The 17,600-nt window shown below is 63.3% G+C and carries 11 protein-coding genes, 1 tRNA gene and 1 other RNA gene; 6 read left to right on the top strand and 7 right to left on the bottom strand.

What is annotated here, in order from left to right; translation table 11 throughout:
• Positions 1–7 precede the first annotated feature (7 nt).
• A complete protein-coding gene (locus tag ACEXP3_RS04505) occupies positions 8–1,156 on the bottom strand; it encodes an amidohydrolase (protein ID WP_377296202.1) in 1,149 nt (382 codons plus the stop codon).
• 63 nt (positions 1,157–1,219) lie between these two features.
• On the bottom strand, positions 1,220–3,820 hold the full coding sequence (locus tag ACEXP3_RS04500) for an ATP-dependent helicase (RefSeq protein ID WP_377296201.1): 2,601 nt from the start codon (positions 3,818–3,820) through the stop codon (positions 1,220–1,222).
• A 282-nt stretch (positions 3,821–4,102) separates the two neighbouring features.
• On the opposite strand from ACEXP3_RS04500, the gene ACEXP3_RS04495 reads away from it, so the two are divergent.
• The 4 genes from ACEXP3_RS04495 to ACEXP3_RS04480 all read left to right on the top strand — a co-directional run bounded on the left by ACEXP3_RS04495 (position 4,103) and on the right by ACEXP3_RS04480 (position 13,828).
• The gene (locus ACEXP3_RS04495; protein WP_377296200.1) at positions 4,103–5,302 is read left to right on the top strand and encodes an efflux RND transporter periplasmic adaptor subunit; all 1,200 of its coding nucleotides are present in this window, start codon (positions 4,103–4,105) and stop codon (positions 5,300–5,302) included.
• Entirely contained in the window at positions 5,299–8,451 is a 3,153-nt protein-coding gene (locus tag ACEXP3_RS04490) for an efflux RND transporter permease subunit (protein WP_377296199.1), read from the top strand. Before ACEXP3_RS04495 ends, ACEXP3_RS04490 begins: the two co-directional genes overlap by 4 nt.
• Before the next feature lie 153 nt (positions 8,452–8,604).
• Complete coding sequence (locus ACEXP3_RS04485; protein WP_377296198.1) at positions 8,605–10,020, top strand: FAD-binding oxidoreductase; 1,416 nt, start codon at positions 8,605–8,607, stop codon at positions 10,018–10,020.
• A 202-nt stretch (positions 10,021–10,222) separates the two neighbouring features.
• The gene (locus ACEXP3_RS04480; RefSeq protein ID WP_377296197.1) at positions 10,223–13,828 is read left to right on the top strand and encodes an AsmA family protein; all 3,606 of its coding nucleotides are present in this window, start codon (positions 10,223–10,225) and stop codon (positions 13,826–13,828) included.
• A gap of 150 nt (positions 13,829–13,978) precedes the next feature.
• On the opposite strand, the gene ACEXP3_RS04475 is transcribed toward ACEXP3_RS04480, so the two are convergent.
• The 4 genes from ACEXP3_RS04475 to ssrA form a co-directional block, all read right to left on the bottom strand.
• Positions 13,979–14,215, bottom strand: a complete 237-nt coding sequence (locus ACEXP3_RS04475; RefSeq protein WP_377296196.1) for a ribbon-helix-helix domain-containing protein — start codon at positions 14,213–14,215, stop codon at positions 13,979–13,981.
• Between the two features lie 90 nt (positions 14,216–14,305).
• Complete coding sequence (locus ACEXP3_RS04470) at positions 14,306–14,512, bottom strand: DUF4169 family protein (protein WP_210104615.1); 207 nt, start codon at positions 14,510–14,512, stop codon at positions 14,306–14,308.
• 25 nt (positions 14,513–14,537) lie between these two features.
• On the bottom strand, positions 14,538–15,044 hold the full coding sequence (locus ACEXP3_RS04465) for an SspB family protein (protein ID WP_377296195.1): 507 nt from the start codon (positions 15,042–15,044) through the stop codon (positions 14,538–14,540).
• A gap of 132 nt (positions 15,045–15,176) precedes the next feature.
• Positions 15,177–15,549, bottom strand: a transfer-messenger RNA (tmRNA) gene (ssrA, locus tag ACEXP3_RS04460).
• A 257-nt stretch (positions 15,550–15,806) separates the two neighbouring features.
• On the opposite strand from ssrA, the gene thyA reads away from it, so the two are divergent.
• Both thyA and ACEXP3_RS04450 read left to right on the top strand, forming a co-directional pair.
• Positions 15,807–16,727, top strand: coding sequence for a thymidylate synthase (gene thyA, locus ACEXP3_RS04455; protein WP_377296194.1), 921 nt, complete (start codon positions 15,807–15,809; stop codon positions 16,725–16,727).
• Between the two features lie 331 nt (positions 16,728–17,058).
• Positions 17,059–17,132 (top strand) — tRNA-Cys (locus ACEXP3_RS04450).
• Positions 17,133–17,255: 123 nt separating this feature from the next.
• Here the strand turns inward: ACEXP3_RS04450 and ACEXP3_RS04445 are convergent.
• Entirely contained in the window at positions 17,256–17,462 is a 207-nt protein-coding gene (locus ACEXP3_RS04445; protein WP_377296193.1) for a hypothetical protein, read from the bottom strand.
• Between the last annotated feature and the right edge of the window lie 138 nt (positions 17,463–17,600).

Here is a 17,600-nt window from a genome sequence, read left to right as displayed (position 1 = left end):
GCGGCACTCAGCCAAGAAGATCGTCGGCAATCCGCTTGAAGATGCGGGCACCGATCGGGATCAGCTGATCGGGAAAATCATAGGTCGGATTGTGCAGGGCGGGGTGGTTCTCACCGGCGCCGAGGAAGAACATGGCGGAGGTCGACACATCCGCGAACCGCCCAAAATCCTCTGAGGCCCGCAAGGTTTCGCCCTCGACGTGCGGCAGGCCTTCGCCATCGAGCGCGCGCCGGATGATGTCGACGGCCTTTGCATCGTTCATGCAATGGCGGAACGCCTCGTGATAGCTGAAGGTGACGGCAAGACCGCCTTCAGCCGCGGCACCCCGGCCAAGGGCTTCGGCACGCTCTTGCAACGCCGCCATCTGGTCGTCGTTCACCGTGCGCAGCGTCACCCAAAGCTCGGCCTCGCCGGGCGCAATGCCGAAGGCCGGTTCGCCGAGCGCGACATGGGTGACGGTGGCAAGCACCAGATCCCCGCCCTGGATCGTGCCGCGCCGCAGATCCGTCAGCGCCGGAATGAGGGAGGCAATCGCCTTGGCCGGCGAGACACCGGTTTCGGGCATGGAGGCGTGGGCGGTCTTGCCCGTCAGGCGGATTTTCAGCCCGCAGGAGGCGCAGTTGGCCGCACCCGGCTTGATCCAGCTCAGGCCGAAAGGAATGCCTGGCATGTTGTGCAGCGAAAACGTATAATCGGGCGCCAGGCGCTTGAATGCCTCGTCCGCCAGCACGTCAGCGGCGCCGGCCCCGGTTTCTTCGGCCGGCTGAAAGAGAAGAATGACCCGGCCTGTGGCGGGACGCCTCTCAGCGAGGGCAAACGCCAGACCGGCAAGCGTTGCCATGTGCCCGTCATGGCCGCACATATGTCCCTTGCCGTCGATCCGCGACCGATAGGGCAGATCATGCGACAATTCGGCGATCGGCAGTCCATCCAGCTCGGCGCGAAACATCACGGTCGGCCCGGGCTTTTCCCCGTTGAACACGGCCGCAACGCCGGTGCCACCAAGACCGGTGACGATCTCATCCGGGGATGTCTGCGCAAGAAACCGTACCACTTCCGCCGCCGTCCCATGTTCCTCGCCGGACACCTCCGGCATCGCATGGAGATGGCGACGCCAGAGGCTGAGGGCTTCAAGATCGCGCGCGGCAAGGGTCATGCGGGGCTCCTGTCGTTGCGGAACGGGATCAGGTGGGTTGTCGGCTTGATAAAGGAAATGGCGTCACACCTTCTCCACGAAGCCATCCAGCACCCGCTTCTGGCCCGCGCGGTCGAAATCGATCGTCAGCTTGTTGCCTTCGATCGCGGCCACATGCCCGTTGCCGAACTTGATGTGAAACACGCGGTCGCCGGTCTTGAACTTCGACGGTGTGTCGGCCACCGACTTTGCCACCAGTTCGCCATCGATGGTGCGCGCCTTCGGCCCGCTTTCGCCGTAGCCAATGCGCTCCACCGCGTGGCCGGAGCGGCTGCCCCAGTTGTCGCGGGTGGCGTCGGTCTTGTTGGCCTGGGCGCGCTTCCATCCGGGCGTCGAATAGGAGTTCTGGAACGGCTCGGTCTTGTCGAAGCGCGACTGGCCATAACCGCCACGCCCGCCATAGCCCCCATAGCCGGTATCGGCGGCAGCCACGTCGACATGGGCAGCCGGCAGCTCGTCTATGAAGCGTGAATGCACGGTGGATTGCCAGAGTCCATGGATCCGCCGGTTGGAGACGAACCAGATGTGGCAGCGGCGCTTGGCGCGGGTGATGCCAACATAGGCCAGCCGCCGTTCCTCCTCCAGCCCCGAGCGGCCACCTTCGTCCAGCGAGCGCTGGTGCGGAAACAGGCCTTCTTCCCAGCCGGGCAGGAACACGGTTTCGAATTCCAGTCCCTTGGCCGAATGCAGGGTCATGATGGAGACGGCATCGAGGTTTTCGTTCTGCTCGACATCCATGACCAGCGAGACATGCTCGAGAAATCCGCGCATGCTCTCGAACGCTTCCATCGAACGGATGAGTTCCTTCAGGTTGTCGAGACGGCCGGGCGCTTCGGCGGATTTGTCGTTCTTCCACATGTCGGTATAGCCCGACTCTTCAAGGATCTGTTCGGCAAGCTCGATATGCGGCGTATCTTCCAGCCGCTCGCTCCAGCGGGCAAAGCTCTGAACCACATCGAACAGCGCCTTGCGGGGCTTCGGTTTCAGCTCATCCGTCTCGATCATGTCGGCTGCGGCAGACAGCATGGGTATGTCGCGGGCGCGGGCATAATCATGCAGGTTGCGCACGGTAGAATCGCCAAGGCCGCGCTTCGGCGTATTGATGATGCGCTCGAAGGCCAGATCATCGGCCGGCTGACAGACGAGGCGGAAATAGGCCATGGCATCGCGGATTTCGAGCCGCTCGTAAAAGCGCGGGCCGCCGATGACGCGGTAGTTGAGGCCGAGCGTGACAAACCGGTCTTCGAATTCGCGCATCTGGAAAGAGGCACGGACGAGGATGGCCATGTCGTTCAGCGCATGGCCGGAGCGTTGCAGCTGTTCGATCTCTTCGCCGACGGCGCGGGCTTCCTCTTCCGAATCCCAGCCGGCGTGAACGATCACCTTGTCGTCATCGGGGTCGGTGCGTTCGGTGAACAGCGTCTTGCCGAGACGCCCTTCGTTATGGGCAATCAGGTGGCCGGCAGCTCCCAGAATATGTTCGGTCGAGCGATAGTTGCGCTCCAGCCGGATGACCTTGGCGCCGAGAAAATCCTTTTCGAATCTCAGGATATTGTCCACTTCCGCGCCGCGCCAGCCATAGATCGACTGGTCGTCGTCACCCACGCAGCAGACGTTTTGCGGCACGTCCTTCGGGCGCTGGGCCAGAAGCCGCAGCCACATATACTGCGCCGTGTTGGTGTCCTGATACTCGTCCACCAGAATATAGCGGAATTTCTGGTGGTACTCGCGCAGGATATCCGGGTTGCGGCGGAAAATGTCGATCGGATGCAGCAGGAGGTCGCCGAAATCGCAGGCGTTCAGCGTCTTCAGCCGGAGTTGATAGGCGGCATACAGCTCACGGCCCTTGCCGTTGGCAAAGGCGCGCGCATCGCCCTCGGGAATGTCCTTCGGGGTCAGGCCCTTGTTCTTCCAGGTGTCGATCATGCCGGCAAACTGGCGGGCGGGCCAGCGCTTGTCGTCAAGGCCTTCGGCCTGGATCAGCTGCTTGATCAGCCGGATGACGTCATCGGTATCGAGAATGGAGAAATCAGAGCGGAGACCGGCCAGTTCCGCATGGCGGCGGAGGATCTTGACGCCGATCGAGTGGAACGTGCCGAGCCACGGCATGCCCTCGACGGCGCCGCCGACCAGCACGCCGATGCGCTCCTTCATCTCGCGCGCGGCCTTGTTGGTGAAGGTGACGGCCAGAATCTGGCTCGGATAGGCGCGATTGGTGGCGAGGATATGGGCGATTCGTGTCGTCAGAACCCGCGTCTTGCCGGTGCCGGCGCCGGCCAGCACGAGGACAGGGCCATCCATGCTTTCCACCGCATCGCGCTGTTCCGGGTTGAGGCCGGAGAGATAGTCGGGCGCGCGGTGCTGGTCGCGCGCCGCCATGGCGCGCGCGGCAAGGCCAAGGCCACCGGCTGCCTGCACGCCCGTGGGCGGCACGCCCGTGGAGGGACTACCGGGCGCAAAACCCTCATCATCGGCAGACCGTGCCGCGCGGTTTCCCGTCAGAGACGTGTCCGGAAAGGGCGGTTCCAATGGGTGGGCGCCGGCCGTGCCGGGCGCGCGGCCTTTTTTGGGAGCGTGATCCGGTTCCTCGTCAAAGAACGGAATATCGTCGAAGCTGTTCGTCATATGGTCAATCTAGTGGTTTGCGCCGGACAAGGCCATAGTGCATGTTCTGCTTTTATTCCAGATGCGGCGCAAAGACGGGCAGTCGCCGATGTTTTGCGCAGGCAAAGCGGCGGTGCCGGCGGAGAGGAGGTGCCCTCAGACGCGGCGGCCTTCGTCATCACGCTGCCGTGAAGATACGTCAGGTTACAATTCGGCAAGGTTGGCAATCCGGCATTGCGTAAGATCTTGCTAAACGTGATACTTTGGCTCGATATATATCGTCTTCCCCCATCGGAGTGCCGAATGCGCATCTGGAAGCAATTGCTCCTCAGTCTTGTCCTGCTGCTGGCAGGCCTCTGTCTGTGGCTGGTCGTCAGCCCCGATGCAGGCCATGCGCTTGTGCGGATCGGCGTGCCGCAACAGGCCGTCGCCCTCGTGCAGCCGGCTGTTGCCGGATCGGAAAAGACGCCAGGCGCTGGCGCGCAGCCGGCGCGCGGGGCGGGCGCTGCGGCAGGGCAGGGCGGCCGCGGACAGGGCGGGCAGAGGGCAACCCTGGTCGTGACCCGGCCGGTTGTCGTCGACAAGGTCAACGATCGCCTGAACGCCATCGGCAGCGGCATGGCTATCCAGTCCGTCGTCGTCATGCCGCAGACGGCAGGTACGATCAACGAGATCCTGGTTTCCTCCGGCAAGCCGGTGAAGAAGGGCGATGTGCTGGCGCGTCTCGATGACGAGGAACAGAAGATCGAACTCGAAAAGGCGCGTGTCGCGTTGCGCAGCGCCGTGGAAAAATCCAGCTCCTATCGCAACCTGCAATCGGTTGCCCGGCTCGATGTTCTCGACGCGCAGATTGCCGAGGAAGCGGCAAAGCTTGCCGTCAGCACAGCCGAATTCAACCTGCGCCGCCGGGCTATCCTCGCCCCGATCGACGGTATTGCGGGCATCGTCGCCATCAACCTTGGCGACAACGTCACCACCCAGACCAGCATCGTCACGCTGGACGATCGCTCTGAAATTCTCGTGGACTTCTGGGCACCGGAACGGTTCGTCACCGCCATTGGACCGGGAATGGCGGTCGAGGCAAGTTCGATCAGCCGTCCGGGCGAAAGCTTTGCCGGCAAGGTCGAAAGCATCGACAACCGGGTCGATGCCGCAAGCCGCACGATCCGCGTGCGCGCCCGCATCGACAACCGGTCCGACGTTTTGCGGGCCGGCATGTCTTTTGCAGTGTCCATGCGCTTCGAGGGCGAGACATTTCCTGCCGTCGATCCGCTGTCCGTGCAGTGGGATGCCGAAGGCGCCTATGTCTGGAAGATCGCCGACAACAAGGCCTTCAAGGTGCGCGTCGGCATCATTCAGCGCAACGCCGATACGGTCCTCGTCAAGGCCGATCTGAAGCCGGATGACCGGATCGTCGTGGAAGGCCTGCAGCGCGTGCGCGAAGGCCAGCCGGTGCGCATGGAAAGCGTCGGCGAAAAGCCTGAAGAGGTGGCGCGTCAATGAGCGAGAATTCCGACTTGAAGATCGAGAACGCCAAATCGACGTTCACTGCCCTTTTCGTCAGACGGCCCATTCTGGCCGCCGTGATCAACACGCTGATCGTGGTGGCCGGCCTTGCCGCGCTTGTCGGCGTCGAGGTGCGCGAACTGCCCGATGTCGACCAGCCGGTGATTACCGTGCGCACCACCTATGACGGCGCCTCGCCGCAGACCGTCGACCAGGAACTGACCCAGGTGATCGAAGGGGCGGTGGCGCGCGTGTCCGGGTTGAAGGCGCTGTCGTCGGAATCGCAGTTCGGCGCAAGCCGCGTGACGATGGAGTTTTCCGATACGGTGGATCTGGCGGTCGCGGCCAACGACGTGCGCGATGCGATCGGCCGCGTTGCCGGCCAGCTTCCGGAAAGCGCCGACGATCCGCGCATCGTGAAGGCCGATTCCGATTCGCAGCCGATCATGCGCCTTGCCGTCACCTCGTCCACGCTCTCCATGGAAGACCTGACGCTTCTCGTGGACAACGAGATCAGCGACCGGCTGGCTGCCGTCGAAGGTGTCGCCGATGTCGAGCTCTACGGCGACCAGGAAAAGATCTTTCGCGTCGATATCAACCAGGCAGCCCTTGCCAGCCGCGGGCTGACGGTTGCCGATGTCTCCAATGCGCTGGCCAGTGCCGCGCTCGACGTGCCGGCCGGATCGCTGACCAGCCGCACGCAGGATATCGTCGTGCGCGCGACGGCCAATCTGTCGACGCCGGCCGATTTCGAAAATGTTCTGATCAAGGACAATATCCGCCTGCGCGATGTGGCAGGCGTCACGCTCGGCCCGGATGACGGCACGACGACGCTGCGCTCCAATGGCGTGCAGGGCGTCGGCCTCGGCATCATCCGTCAGGCCCAGTCCAATACGCTGAACATCTCGACCGGCGTGGCCGCAGCGGTGGCCGACCTGCAAGCGGCGATGCCCGCGGGCACGCGAATCGTCATTACCTCCGACGATGCAACCTTCATTCGCGGCGCGCTGCACGAAGTGGAACTGGCACTCGGACTTTCGGCCCTTATCGTGGTTGCCGTGCTCTATCTCTTCCTGCGCGACTGGCGGGCGACGCTCATCCCGGCGCTGACCATGCCGGTCGCGCTGATCGGCACGCTTGCGGCGATCTATCTCGTCGGCTTTTCCATCAACATCCTGACGCTGCTTGCCATCGTGCTCGCCACCGGCCTTGTGGTGGACGATGCGATCGTTGTGCTGGAAAACATCGTGCGGCGCCGGGCGCAGGGGCTCGGGCCGCGTGCCGCAGCCATTCTCGGCACCCAGGAAGTGTTCTTCGCCGTTCTGGCAACGACCGCCACGCTGGCCGCCGTCTTCATTCCGCTGTCCTTCCTGCCGGGTCAGCTGGGCGGCCTGTTCCGCGAGTTCGGCTTCGTGCTGGCGCTTGCTGTCGGTCTCTCCTCGATCACGGCCCTCACACTCTGCCCGATGCTCGCCTCGCGCATGCTGACAAAACCGATGGTGGAGCCGAAGGGCCTCCTCTCCGGTTTCGGCAATCTCTTTGCGGCAACCTATGCCCGCACGTTGCAGTTCTCTTTCAATGCGCCGGTGGTGGTGATCGCCGTCTGCGTCGTCATCATGGGCGCGGCCTATGTCGCCTTCGGTCTTGTGACCAGCGAACTTACGCCGCGCGAAGACCGCTCCATGATCATGCTGCGGGCGACGGCGCCGCAGGGCGTCAGCCTGGAATATACGCAGGACCAGTTGCAGCGGGTGGAGGAAAACCTGAAGCCGCTGATCGATCAGGGCGATATCCGCAACCTCTATTCCATTTCCGGCATGGGCGGCTCGTCCAATACCGGTTTCATGGTGATCACGCTGGCGCCCTGGGAGGAGCGCAGCCGCAGCCAGGACGAGATCGCGAGCGACATTACCGCAGCGGCCGCCCGCGTGCCGGCGTTGCGCGGCTTTGCGATCCAGTCGAACAGCCTGCGCATTCGTGGCGCCGGCAGCGGGCTGCAGGTGGCGCTGGTCGGTGCCGATCATCAAAGCCTGACGGCGGCGGCCATCCAGCTGGTGCAGGCCATGGAGAAAAGCTCCTCCTTCGTCACCCCGCGCCTCGACAACGAGCCCACCCAGGCGCAGCTTTCCGTGTCCATCGACCGTGAACGGGCATCCGATCTCGGGATCGATATTACCGGGCTTTCCACCTCCATGCAGGCGCTGCTGGAAGGCCGCTCCATCGTTGACGTCTTCGTTGATGGCGAGGCGCTGCCGGTGAAGCTCGTGTCCTCCATGCAGCCGATCAACGATCCGACCGATCTGGAAAACGTGTTCCTGCGCACCGGAGACGGCAAGGTCGTTCCGATGTCGACCATTGCCAGCCTGAAGGAAGGTGCCGTTTCGCCGCGCCTCAACCGCGAGCAGCAGCTTGCTTCCGTATCGCTCTCGGCAAGCCTTGGCGATGGCGTCTCACTCGGCGCGGCCCTCCAGGAGGTGACGACGCTTGCCCAGCCCCTCCTGCCCAAAGGCTCTCGCCTGATGCCCTTGGCGGAGGCAAAGACGCTCGGCGAAAACGCCAACGGCATGGCTATCACCTTCGGCTTCGCCATTGCCATCATCTTTCTGGTGCTGGCTGCCCAGTTCGAAAGCGTGCTGTCGGCGCTGATCATCATGACGACGGTGCCGCTCGGGCTTGCCTGCGCCGTTTTTGCGCTGGTCCTCACCGGATCGTCGCTCAACGTCTATAGCCAGATCGGCCTCGTGCTTCTGGTCGGCGTCATGGCGAAGAACGGCATTCTCATCGTGGAGTTTGCCAACCAGCTGCGGGATCAGGGGATCGCTGTGCGCCAGGCGATCGAGGAAGCCTGCCGCTTGCGCCTTCGCCCCGTGATGATGACGATGATCGCGACCATTCTCGGCGGCGTGCCGCTGGTTCTGGCATCCGGCGCCGGTGCCGAAGCGCGCGTGGCGCTCGGCTGGGTCATCGTCGGCGGGCTCGGGCTTGCAACGCTTGTGACGCTCTATGTGACGCCGGTCGCGTACCTGCTGATTGCCCGCTTCGCAAAGCCCCATGCCCATGAGGAAGAGCGCCTGCACGAGGAACTGGAGCGGGCGCACAAAGGGGCGGCCAATGCGCAGGAAAAGCCGTTGCTGGCGGCGGAGTGACGCTGTCAGTCGCCCGTTTCCTGCGCGCAGTTGCTGGGCGCGCAGGACATCCTGTAAACGTGTCACTCATCGATATGGACAACCACGACCGGCTCCCGTACCAAGCGTTACAGAGCATGACGGGCGTGTGTTGCCCGATCTGGAGGCATGACGATGGTGATGAGAGACGCGCAGGCCGGCCCACGCAATGAAGAGGGCATCGCGGCTGTTCTTGCAATTCTGAAGCAGAGCCTGGGCGACCGGCTGCAGACCGGCCAGGCCTTTCGCGAGCAGCATGCGCACACCACCACCTATCTGCCCTCGCAACTGCCCGATGGCGTCGTCTTCGCCGAATCGGTCGACGATGTGAAGACGGTGGTGAAGGCCTGCGCGGCCCATCATGTTCCCCTCATTGCCTTTGGCACCGGTTCGTCGTTGGAAGGGCAGGTGAATGCACCGCGCGGCGGCATTTCGCTCGATACCAGCCGCATGGACAAGGTGCTGCGCGTTTCGCCGGAGGATCTGGACGTAACGGTGGAGCCCGGTGTGACGCGCGAGGCGCTGAATACCTATCTGCGCGATACCGGCCTGTTCTTTCCGATCGATCCCGGTGCCAATGCCTCGATCGGCGGCATGACGGCCACGCGGGCTTCTGGCACCAATGCGGTGCGTTACGGCACGATGAAGGACAATGTCCTGTCCTTGACCGTCGTGACGGCCGATGGCGAGGAAATCACCACGGGGACGCGGGCGCGCAAATCTTCGGCGGGCTACGATCTGACGCGGCTTTTCGTCGGCTCGGAAGGCACACTTGGCATCATCACCTCGATCACGCTTCGCCTGCAGGGCATTCCGGAAAAGATCGGCGGCGGCGTCTGCGCCTTTCCGACGGTGAAGGCGGCGTGCGACGCGGTGATCATGACCATCCAGATGGGCATTCCGGTCGCCCGCATCGAACTGCTCGATGAAGTGCAGATGCGCGCCTGCAACGCCTATTCCGGTTTGAACTATGCGGAAAAGCCGACGCTGTTTCTGGAGTTCCATGGCACGGAAGAGACGGTGCCGCTGCAATCGGAACAGTTTGCCATGATCGCTGCCGAATGCGGCGGCGAGGATTTTCAGTGGACCGGCGATGCCCAGCAGCGGGCAAAGCTGTGGAAAGCTCGTCATGATGCCTATTGGGCGTCGCGCGCGCTTGCCCCGCATCTGGCAGGCCTCTCCACCGATGTCTGCGTACCGATCTCCCGCCTGGCGGAATGCGTGGCCGAAACCCATGCCGATATCGTTGAGCACGGCTATCTGGCACCGATCGTCGGCCATGCCGGCGACGGCAATTTCCACGTGCTGATCCTGTTCGATGACAAGGATGCCGAGGCTGTCGCGCGCACCGAAGCCTTCGTGGAACGGCTGAACCGTCGGGCCCTCTCGATGGGCGGCACCTGCACCGGCGAGCACGGCATCGGCCAGGGCAAGATGACGTTCCTCGAGCAGGAGGCGGGCTCGGCGCTTCCGCTGATGCGGGCGATCAAGCACGGGCTTGATCCAAACGATATCTTCAACCCCGGCAAGATCCTGCGCCCCGGCGTCTGATGCTTGCCGCTAAACTCCTCTGGGTGCTTGGGAATTTTGTCCTTAAACCGCCTGGGGTTATGCGCTAGAGTGCATCTGCGAAGGGTAAACCCTGTGGTGAGGCAGGGTTTTGGCAGGCGCAGGACAATTGCGAAACAGTTCAAAATGTTAGAGCGGCCGGCGGATCTGTCGGGTCGGGCGGCGCTCTCAGGAGAATGAACAGGTGCTCGGACGGATAATGCTGTTGCTCGGTGGCCTTGTGGTCATCGCGCTGTTTACGGCCTTGCTGGCGCCGTTTTTTGTCGACTGGTCGAATTTTCGGCGGGGCTTCGAGGAACAGGCGAGCCATATCCTGGGCAAGAAGGTTTCCGTTCACGGTGCGGTCGATGCCCGCATCCTGCCCTTTCCCTCCGTCACCCTGCATGATGTGCGCGTGGGGCAGGATCTGGATGGTTCGCCGCTGGTTCAGGTCGAGCGCTTCTCGATGGATATGGAGCTTGCGCCCTTCCTCTCCGGCGAAGCACGCATTTTCGACATGCGCCTGGAGCACCCGAAGGCCCGCATCCGTCTGCTGAAGGACGGCCGTCTCGACTGGACGCGCGGCGGCCAGCCCGACATCCCGGCCCGCAATGTCGTGCTGGAAGATGTCCATATCGAAGGCGGCCAGATCGAATTCATCGATGACGGCACCGGCCGCACGCGCCACCTGACCGGACTTTCCGCCAAAATGTCGGCCACCTCGCTCGCCGGTCCCTGGCGCGCCGATGGCAATGCGACGCTTGATGGCGAAGAGGCGCAGTTTTCGCTGTCGAGCGGGGCACCGGATGCTGCGACCGGCACCGTGCCCCTGCGCATGAAGGTGCGTCCCGACATTCAGCCCGTGGAAGTGCAGCTGGATGGTGCGCTTGCGGTTGCGGCCGGAAAGCCCGACTACAAGGGTGCCTTTTCCATGGTCTTCCTCGATGCGCCGGTAGAACCTGTCGTTCCCAAGGGCATCAAGCCTCCGCCACCGCCGCGTACCAAGGGCAAGTTCGAACTGACCAATGAGCGCATCCGCATTCCTGAATACCGGGTCGAGGTCGGGGCGCTGGACAATCCTTACGTGGTGACGGGCGAAGCCACCCTCGACACCGGCGACAAGCCGGAATTCCTGCTGACGGCCGATGGGCAGCAGGTGGATGTGAACCGCCTGACGGGCGAACTGGTGAACGGCAAGACCGCCCGCGATCCGCATGCGTCGGCGCAGCGGCGGCTGAACGCACTTGTCGAGATGGCGGCGAGGATACCGGTGCCGCAGGTGCCAGGCCGCGCCACGATTCGCCTGCCGGCGATCGTTGCCGACGGCACGACGGTGCGCGATGTGGAGCTCAATATGCGCCCGGCCGGCACCGGCTGGAATGTCGACAATGCCGTTGCCATCCTGCCCGGGCGAACGCGGGTGGAAGCGCAAGGCGCGCTGATGCTTCTTGGTGGCCCTTCCTTTACCGGCACGATGCTGCTTGCCTCAAACCAGCCTTCCGGCCTTGCCGACTGGCTGAAGGGGCAGGTGGATCCGGCCATTCGCCAGCTGAAGACCGCGGGTTTTTCGGCTGAGGTCGCGCTGACGCCCGAGTTGCAGCGGTTCGAGGGGCTGGAATTGTCGGTTGGGCCTGCGATCCTCAAGGGCCGCGTCGAGCGCAAGTCGCCGGGCGATGGCGTGCCGGATCTCGCCATGGATCTGGCCGGAAACGAGATTGATTTCGATGCGCTGCGGGCGCTGGCCTCGCTGCTCACCGGCGGCGATGCGGGGGAACAGGTTCTTGATCATCGCCTGTCGGCGCATCTGAAGGCCGGGCGGCTGACGGCCTTCGGCATTGCCGCCAACGATGTCGATACCGCCTTCACGCTGGGCGATGGTGCGCTTTCCCTCGAGCGGTTGACGGTCGGCGATATTGCCGGGGCTAAGCTTGCGGCGAAGGGCAGGGCAGAAGGCTCCTTCCTGGATTATACCGGTAAGGGCCAGCTGACCTTCAGCGCCTTCGATCCCGGCCCCTTTGTTGCCATGCTGCGCGAGCAGTTGCCGCGCCACCCGGCAATGGAGCAGCTGTCGCGCAGCGCCTCCTGGTATGCCGATACGAACCTGACGGCCGATGTGACACTGGCAAACGGGGTCTCCGCCCATGTCGCCGGCAACAGCAATGGGACAAAGGTGGATGCGCAACTGGGGTTGCCCAACCTGTTTGACCTGACGGCTGCGACCGACCTGAAGCTGGACGCCGTGTTTTCCAATCCACAGGCCGCGACGTTGCTCGGACAGGCCGGCTTTGAGACGCTGCCCTTCGAGGGCGATGCCGATGCGCGCCTGACCCTTGGCTTAGAGACCCATGGCGAGGCGCCGGCCACGGCCAAGCTTTCCTACCAGACAGACCGAACCGCCCTTTCGGCAGAGGGGAGCCTCGCGCTGCACGCCGAGACATTCGGCGAAGGATCGTTTGGCGTTTCGCTGAAAAGCGCGGATCTGGAGCCGACGCTTTTGACTTTCGGCATCGGCCTTCCGCAATTCGGGATGGGGCTTGCTGCAGACCTGAAGGCGAACATTGCCGTCAGCGGCAGCGAAATCGGCATCGCCGGCCTGGCCGGTACGCTTGGCGGCAACCCGGTCGACGGCAGGTTGACGCTTGCCCGTGCGGCACCGGTGCCGACGGTGACTGGGGCCATGTCGCTGGGCAGCGCCGATCTCGGCTGGCTTGCCGAAACCGTCTATGGTCCGCTCACTGACCCGAAGACCGGTGCTGTATCGCAAAAGGAATTTGCCCTGCCGATGTTTGCCGGCTGGGATGTGACGCTCGATCTGAAGGCGCGCACGCTGAGCACGCTCAGCCTTGGCCCGATCGACGGTTTTGCCGGACGGCTGACCAGCAAGGCAGGCGGCGTGGCGCTGGATGATGCAAGCGGCGGCTGGAAGAGCGGCCGTCTTTCAGGGCGCCTCTCCATGTCGCATAGCGGTGGGGTTGGCCTCTTCCAGACCCGTCTCAAGGTGGAGGGAGCGGATCTCGGAGGCATCCTCTGGCAAAGCGGTGGCCAGCCCGTGGCGACCGGCCGGCTGAGCGCGGAACTGGCGGCCGAAGCGACCGCCAAGAGCCCGGCGGATCTTCTGTCCGCCGCGAGCGGCTCCGGCACGATCAAACTCAAGGATGTCGCCCTGCCGGCGCTCAACGCGTCGATGCTGCCGGGCGTGCTGGCCGACGCCGACCGCATCGACGGCGAGGTGACGGCCGCCAAGGTCCAGCCGCTGGTCCGGCGCCGTATCCATGCGGGACGCGCCGAGATCGGCGCCGTCGAGGTGCCTTTCACCATCACCGGCGGTGAGTGGCGGGCGCAGAATATTACCGCGCGGGCCGGCAGCGCCTCGCTTGCCGGGGAGCTTCGCATGGACCTTGCAGACGGCGGTCTGGCGGGCGAACTGGGCCTCACCTTCGATCCGGGCGATGAGGCGCTTGCCGGAGCTGAGCCCGCGCTGACGCTACGTTATGATGGCGATGTGCGCGCACCTCAGGAAACCATCGAGGTGGAGGCGATGACCAACTTCCTCTCCATGCGCGCCTTCGAGCGGGAGCGCCGCCGGGTGGAAACGCTGCAGGCAAGCGTGCTCGAAAAACAGCGTCTGCGTCGCGAGGTGGTGCTGTATACCGCGCGCGAAGAGGACCGTCGCCTGGCCCGGGAGAAGGCCGCGGCCGAGGAACGGGCCCGCCTTGACGAAGAACAGAAGCTGCGCCGCGAGGCCGAACAGCAGCGCCAGCAACAGCCGCCACTCTTCGACATGCAGATCCAGCCGCCGCCGTTCCGGTAAGGTCGGTCACCATTGCCCTGTCGGACAGGGGCAGGGAATATGAAGAACGGGAAGCTTCCAGCCGCAATCGGGAGGCGGATCCGCCTGACTCTGCGCGAGGCGGGCCAGCAAACCGTTCACGCTGCGCAAGGCGACGCCGATGTATGCTGCTCAGGCTCTGTGCGTTTCAATGGGCGCACCATGCGACTTCACCCAGCCCAGCACATAAAGCCTGAGGGCCGAGGAGAGATTGCTGTCGGGTGATCGGGCGTCGTCGACTTCGGCGATCAGCGCGGCAAGGCTGATGGCGCGGGCGCTGGCGATAGATTTCAAGTCTTCAAAGAATTCAGCCTCCAGCGAGAAGCTGGTGCGGTGACCATGCAGCGTGGCGGAATGTTTGCGGATCACGCGGGCCTGCCCTGATCAATCGGTTGAAGAGGTTTTGAAGTTGAGTCTGCAGGTTTTCGCAAGTCGTTGACCCATCAGGATCTTTCGGCGTCAGTCTTCGCCCGTGTCGTCCGTAGGCTTGTCCTCGATCCGCCCTTGCTCCAGGTTTTTCGCAGCCTTGTCGTTCAGCGCCCGGGTCAGGTTCTTCTCGGCCTTGGTGCGGCCGAAGGTCAGGCGATTCTGCTCCGCCTGACGCTCTTTCTCGGAGCGCGCCTTCGTCTTTCGAAACTGTCGAAGATTGACGATGTCCGCGCTCATGGCGCCCTCTTTAAAAAAACGCCGGTTACTGCTTCTTGCGGAAGGAATCGAGCGAGACGACCGAAGCGGGCTTCTTTTCCTCGCCGCTGCTCTGCTCGCCATCGCCGGCAGGCTTTGCAACCGCATCCACCGGATAGGCGGTGATTTCCGCAGAGGTTTCGTCTTCCTCGACCAGCGGCACCTCGAATTCCAGCTCGAAGTTCACGGAGGGATCGTAGAAGCCGCGGATGGCGTTGAACGGAATGACCAGGCGTTCCGGCGTATCGGAAAAGGACAGGCCGATTTCAAACTGCGTGTCGGTCACCTTCAGGTCCCAGAACTGGTGCTGCACGACGATCGTCATCTGCTCGACATACTTGGTCTTCAGATGCTGCGAGATGCGCACGCCCGGTGCCCCGGTGAGGAAGGTGATGAAGAAATGATGATCACCCGGAAGCCGGCCGGTCGCGGCCACCTCGGTCAAAACCTTACGGATGACGCCACGCAATGCGTCCTGCGCCAGAATGTCGTAACGGATGTGATCCTGCCCCATAGGTGCCTTCTTCCAATCAAGTTCGTCTTGTTCCGGCGATTTGCCTCACCCGTTATAAGACAGGTGCGGCCCGCACGGAAGTCCCGAGGCGTGGTTCGTGACGATCATAGCGAAAAACTGGCAAATTGGAAAAGTGAAGGCTTCTGTTGCCAGGTGCCTTCGGACCCCGCCTCAAGGGGCTAACCTAGAGGACTTGGTTCGGATTTCCCGCACCGCCATTAGGCAGCGAGAGCATAACCCTTAGCGTTGTTGTCGTTTGCAACTACACTTGTGACCCGATAACGGCGGTATCATGCCGAGCAAAAGTTCGATCTTTACGCCCTTGTCGATCCTATTTCGCCCCCATCAAAAGCCGGCCTGTCTTTGAGGGTCGGCCGGTTTTTGGTGGAGGCGCCGGGTACCGCCCCCGGGTCCAATAGGTTTATTACACCGACAGTTTATTGCCATAGCCGGAGCAAGCCCCGGCACGAGTGATATAGGTGTTTTATGGCGCGCTGAAAAGGGGGCCTCCGCTTTTGTTTTCAAGGTGTTTCGGCGGGTGACGGCGCGTCGGCGGCAAGGCGGCTGAACGGGTGGTCGGCGCGGTTCCTTGTCCACCGGCCCCGCCCGGCACCTGCGGAATGGTGGGGAAACTGCGTTGGCCGGGTCTGTCTATCCAGACATGCTTGCCCTATGATCCCGGCCGTTTGAGGCGGGGGCGTGGCCCATCCGCCGGTTTTGCGCGCATGCAGCATGCCCGCGCAGAAGAATCAGGGAATCGTCATGGCGCGCCATCCGGAATACCAGTATCTCGATATCGTCGAGCAGGTTCTCACCAAGGGCGACAAGCGCATCGATCGCACCGGCGTCGGCACGCTGGCCTCCTTCGGCGCAATGATGCGCTTCGATATGTCGGATGGCACGTTTCCGGTCTATACGACCAAGCGCGTCTACTGGAAGACGGCGGTCAAGGAGATGCTCTGGTTCCTGACCGGCCAGACGAATATCCGTTCGCTGCTGCAGGAAAATGTGCGCATCTGGACCGACTGGCCGCTCGCCAAGTACCGCAAGGAAACCGGCCTGGACATCTCCCAGGAGGATTTCGAGGCGAGGGTACTCGCCGACGAGGAATTTGCACTGGCCTGGGGCGATCTCGGCCCGGTCTATGGCAAGCAGTGGCGCCGCTGGCTGGGGCCGGACGGCCGCGAGCATGACCAGATCGCAACGGTGATCGAGACGCTGCGCAGCAATCCTACCAGCCGCCGCATGCTGTTTCATGCCTGGAACGTGGCGGATCTCAGCCAGATGGCGCTCAATCCCTGCCACAACTTCTACCAGTTTTTCGTGCGAGGCATGGACGATGACGCACAGTCGCCGGCCAAGCTGTCGCTGATGGTCGGCGTCCGGTCGAATGATCTGGGTCTCGGAAACCCGTTCAATGTCTGCCAGCAGGCTGCCCTTCTGGCCATGGTGGCGCAACAGGTGGACATGGTGCCGGATGAACTGATCTGGGTGGGCGGAGACGTCCACCTTTACCTCAACCATATCGAGCTTGCCGAAACCATCCTGAAGCGCGAGCCGCGCCCGTTCCCGAAGCTTCGGCTCCTGCGCAAGCCGGACAGCATCGATGGCTACAGGATCGAGGATTTCGAGGTGACCGGCTATGATCCGCATCCGGCAATCGAGGCGCCGGTGGCCGTCTGACAGTCCGTCCCATAATTCCCTCCGGCGGGCTGCAAATGGCGATTTCTGATTGTCCGGTGCTCACGTACTTCTAAGTACGCTCCGCTCCGGTTCTCGAAATCACCATTTTCGCCGCAACAGAGGGAATTCTTGAACAGACTGTGACGGGGGGGCGGCCGCGGAGGTTTCAAGCGGTGGCCGTGGCTCGGTGCGCCTTCTGCAAAGGCGGCAGGCGGAGCATCGATCTTTCCACCGGGGCTTGGGAAAAATCCGTGTCGCGCGTTGGAAAGGACTTGCACAGTTTTGAGATCCGTTCTAAACGCCCGTCACCACACGCTTTTAATACCTGGTTGGCCTCGTGGCGGAGTGGTTACGCAGAGGACTGCAAATCCTTGCACCCCGGTTCGATTCCGGGCGAGGCCTCCAACCTTCCTTTTATCATCAGCCGATTGTTTTGCTCGGTGCACATGCGTCGCGCGTTTTCGGCATGAAAACGGCCGCCTCCTGCTCGCGCAGAAGACGGCCGTCTGATCTTGGAGATGGCGCCGCTCAGGCCATGCTGGCGGGATCGCCGATTGGCATCAGGGCCGGCACAAGCGTGGGATCGAGCGTCGGATCATTAGGGTTCTTGTTGTCTCCCGGATCCTGCGCCGGCGTGAGCGGCGGCTTTTCCTGGGTGCGGTCGGGCACGCCGGGAACGGGGGTTGGGCCGCGCGGGCCTTCGGCGGGATTGGGATCAGGCAGGTTTGTCGGCATGGTCGTCTCCCTTTTTTAAGGCTTCTCTGTAGGGCCAACGGGGCACTCCCTGGAATGTTCCGTGGTTTTGCGGGCGCAGGCGCGCTTTTTGGCGGGGCGCTTGCTGAGCGGTCTTGAAAGCCGACCCGGCCCCCAGTA

This window comes from Neorhizobium fuzhouense (assembly GCF_042611105.1).
Lineage (GTDB): Bacteria > Pseudomonadota > Alphaproteobacteria > Rhizobiales > Rhizobiaceae > Neorhizobium > Neorhizobium galegae_A.
The sequence above is the reverse complement of the archived record's forward strand: the minus strand, read 5'-3'. Positions and strand labels throughout refer to the sequence as shown.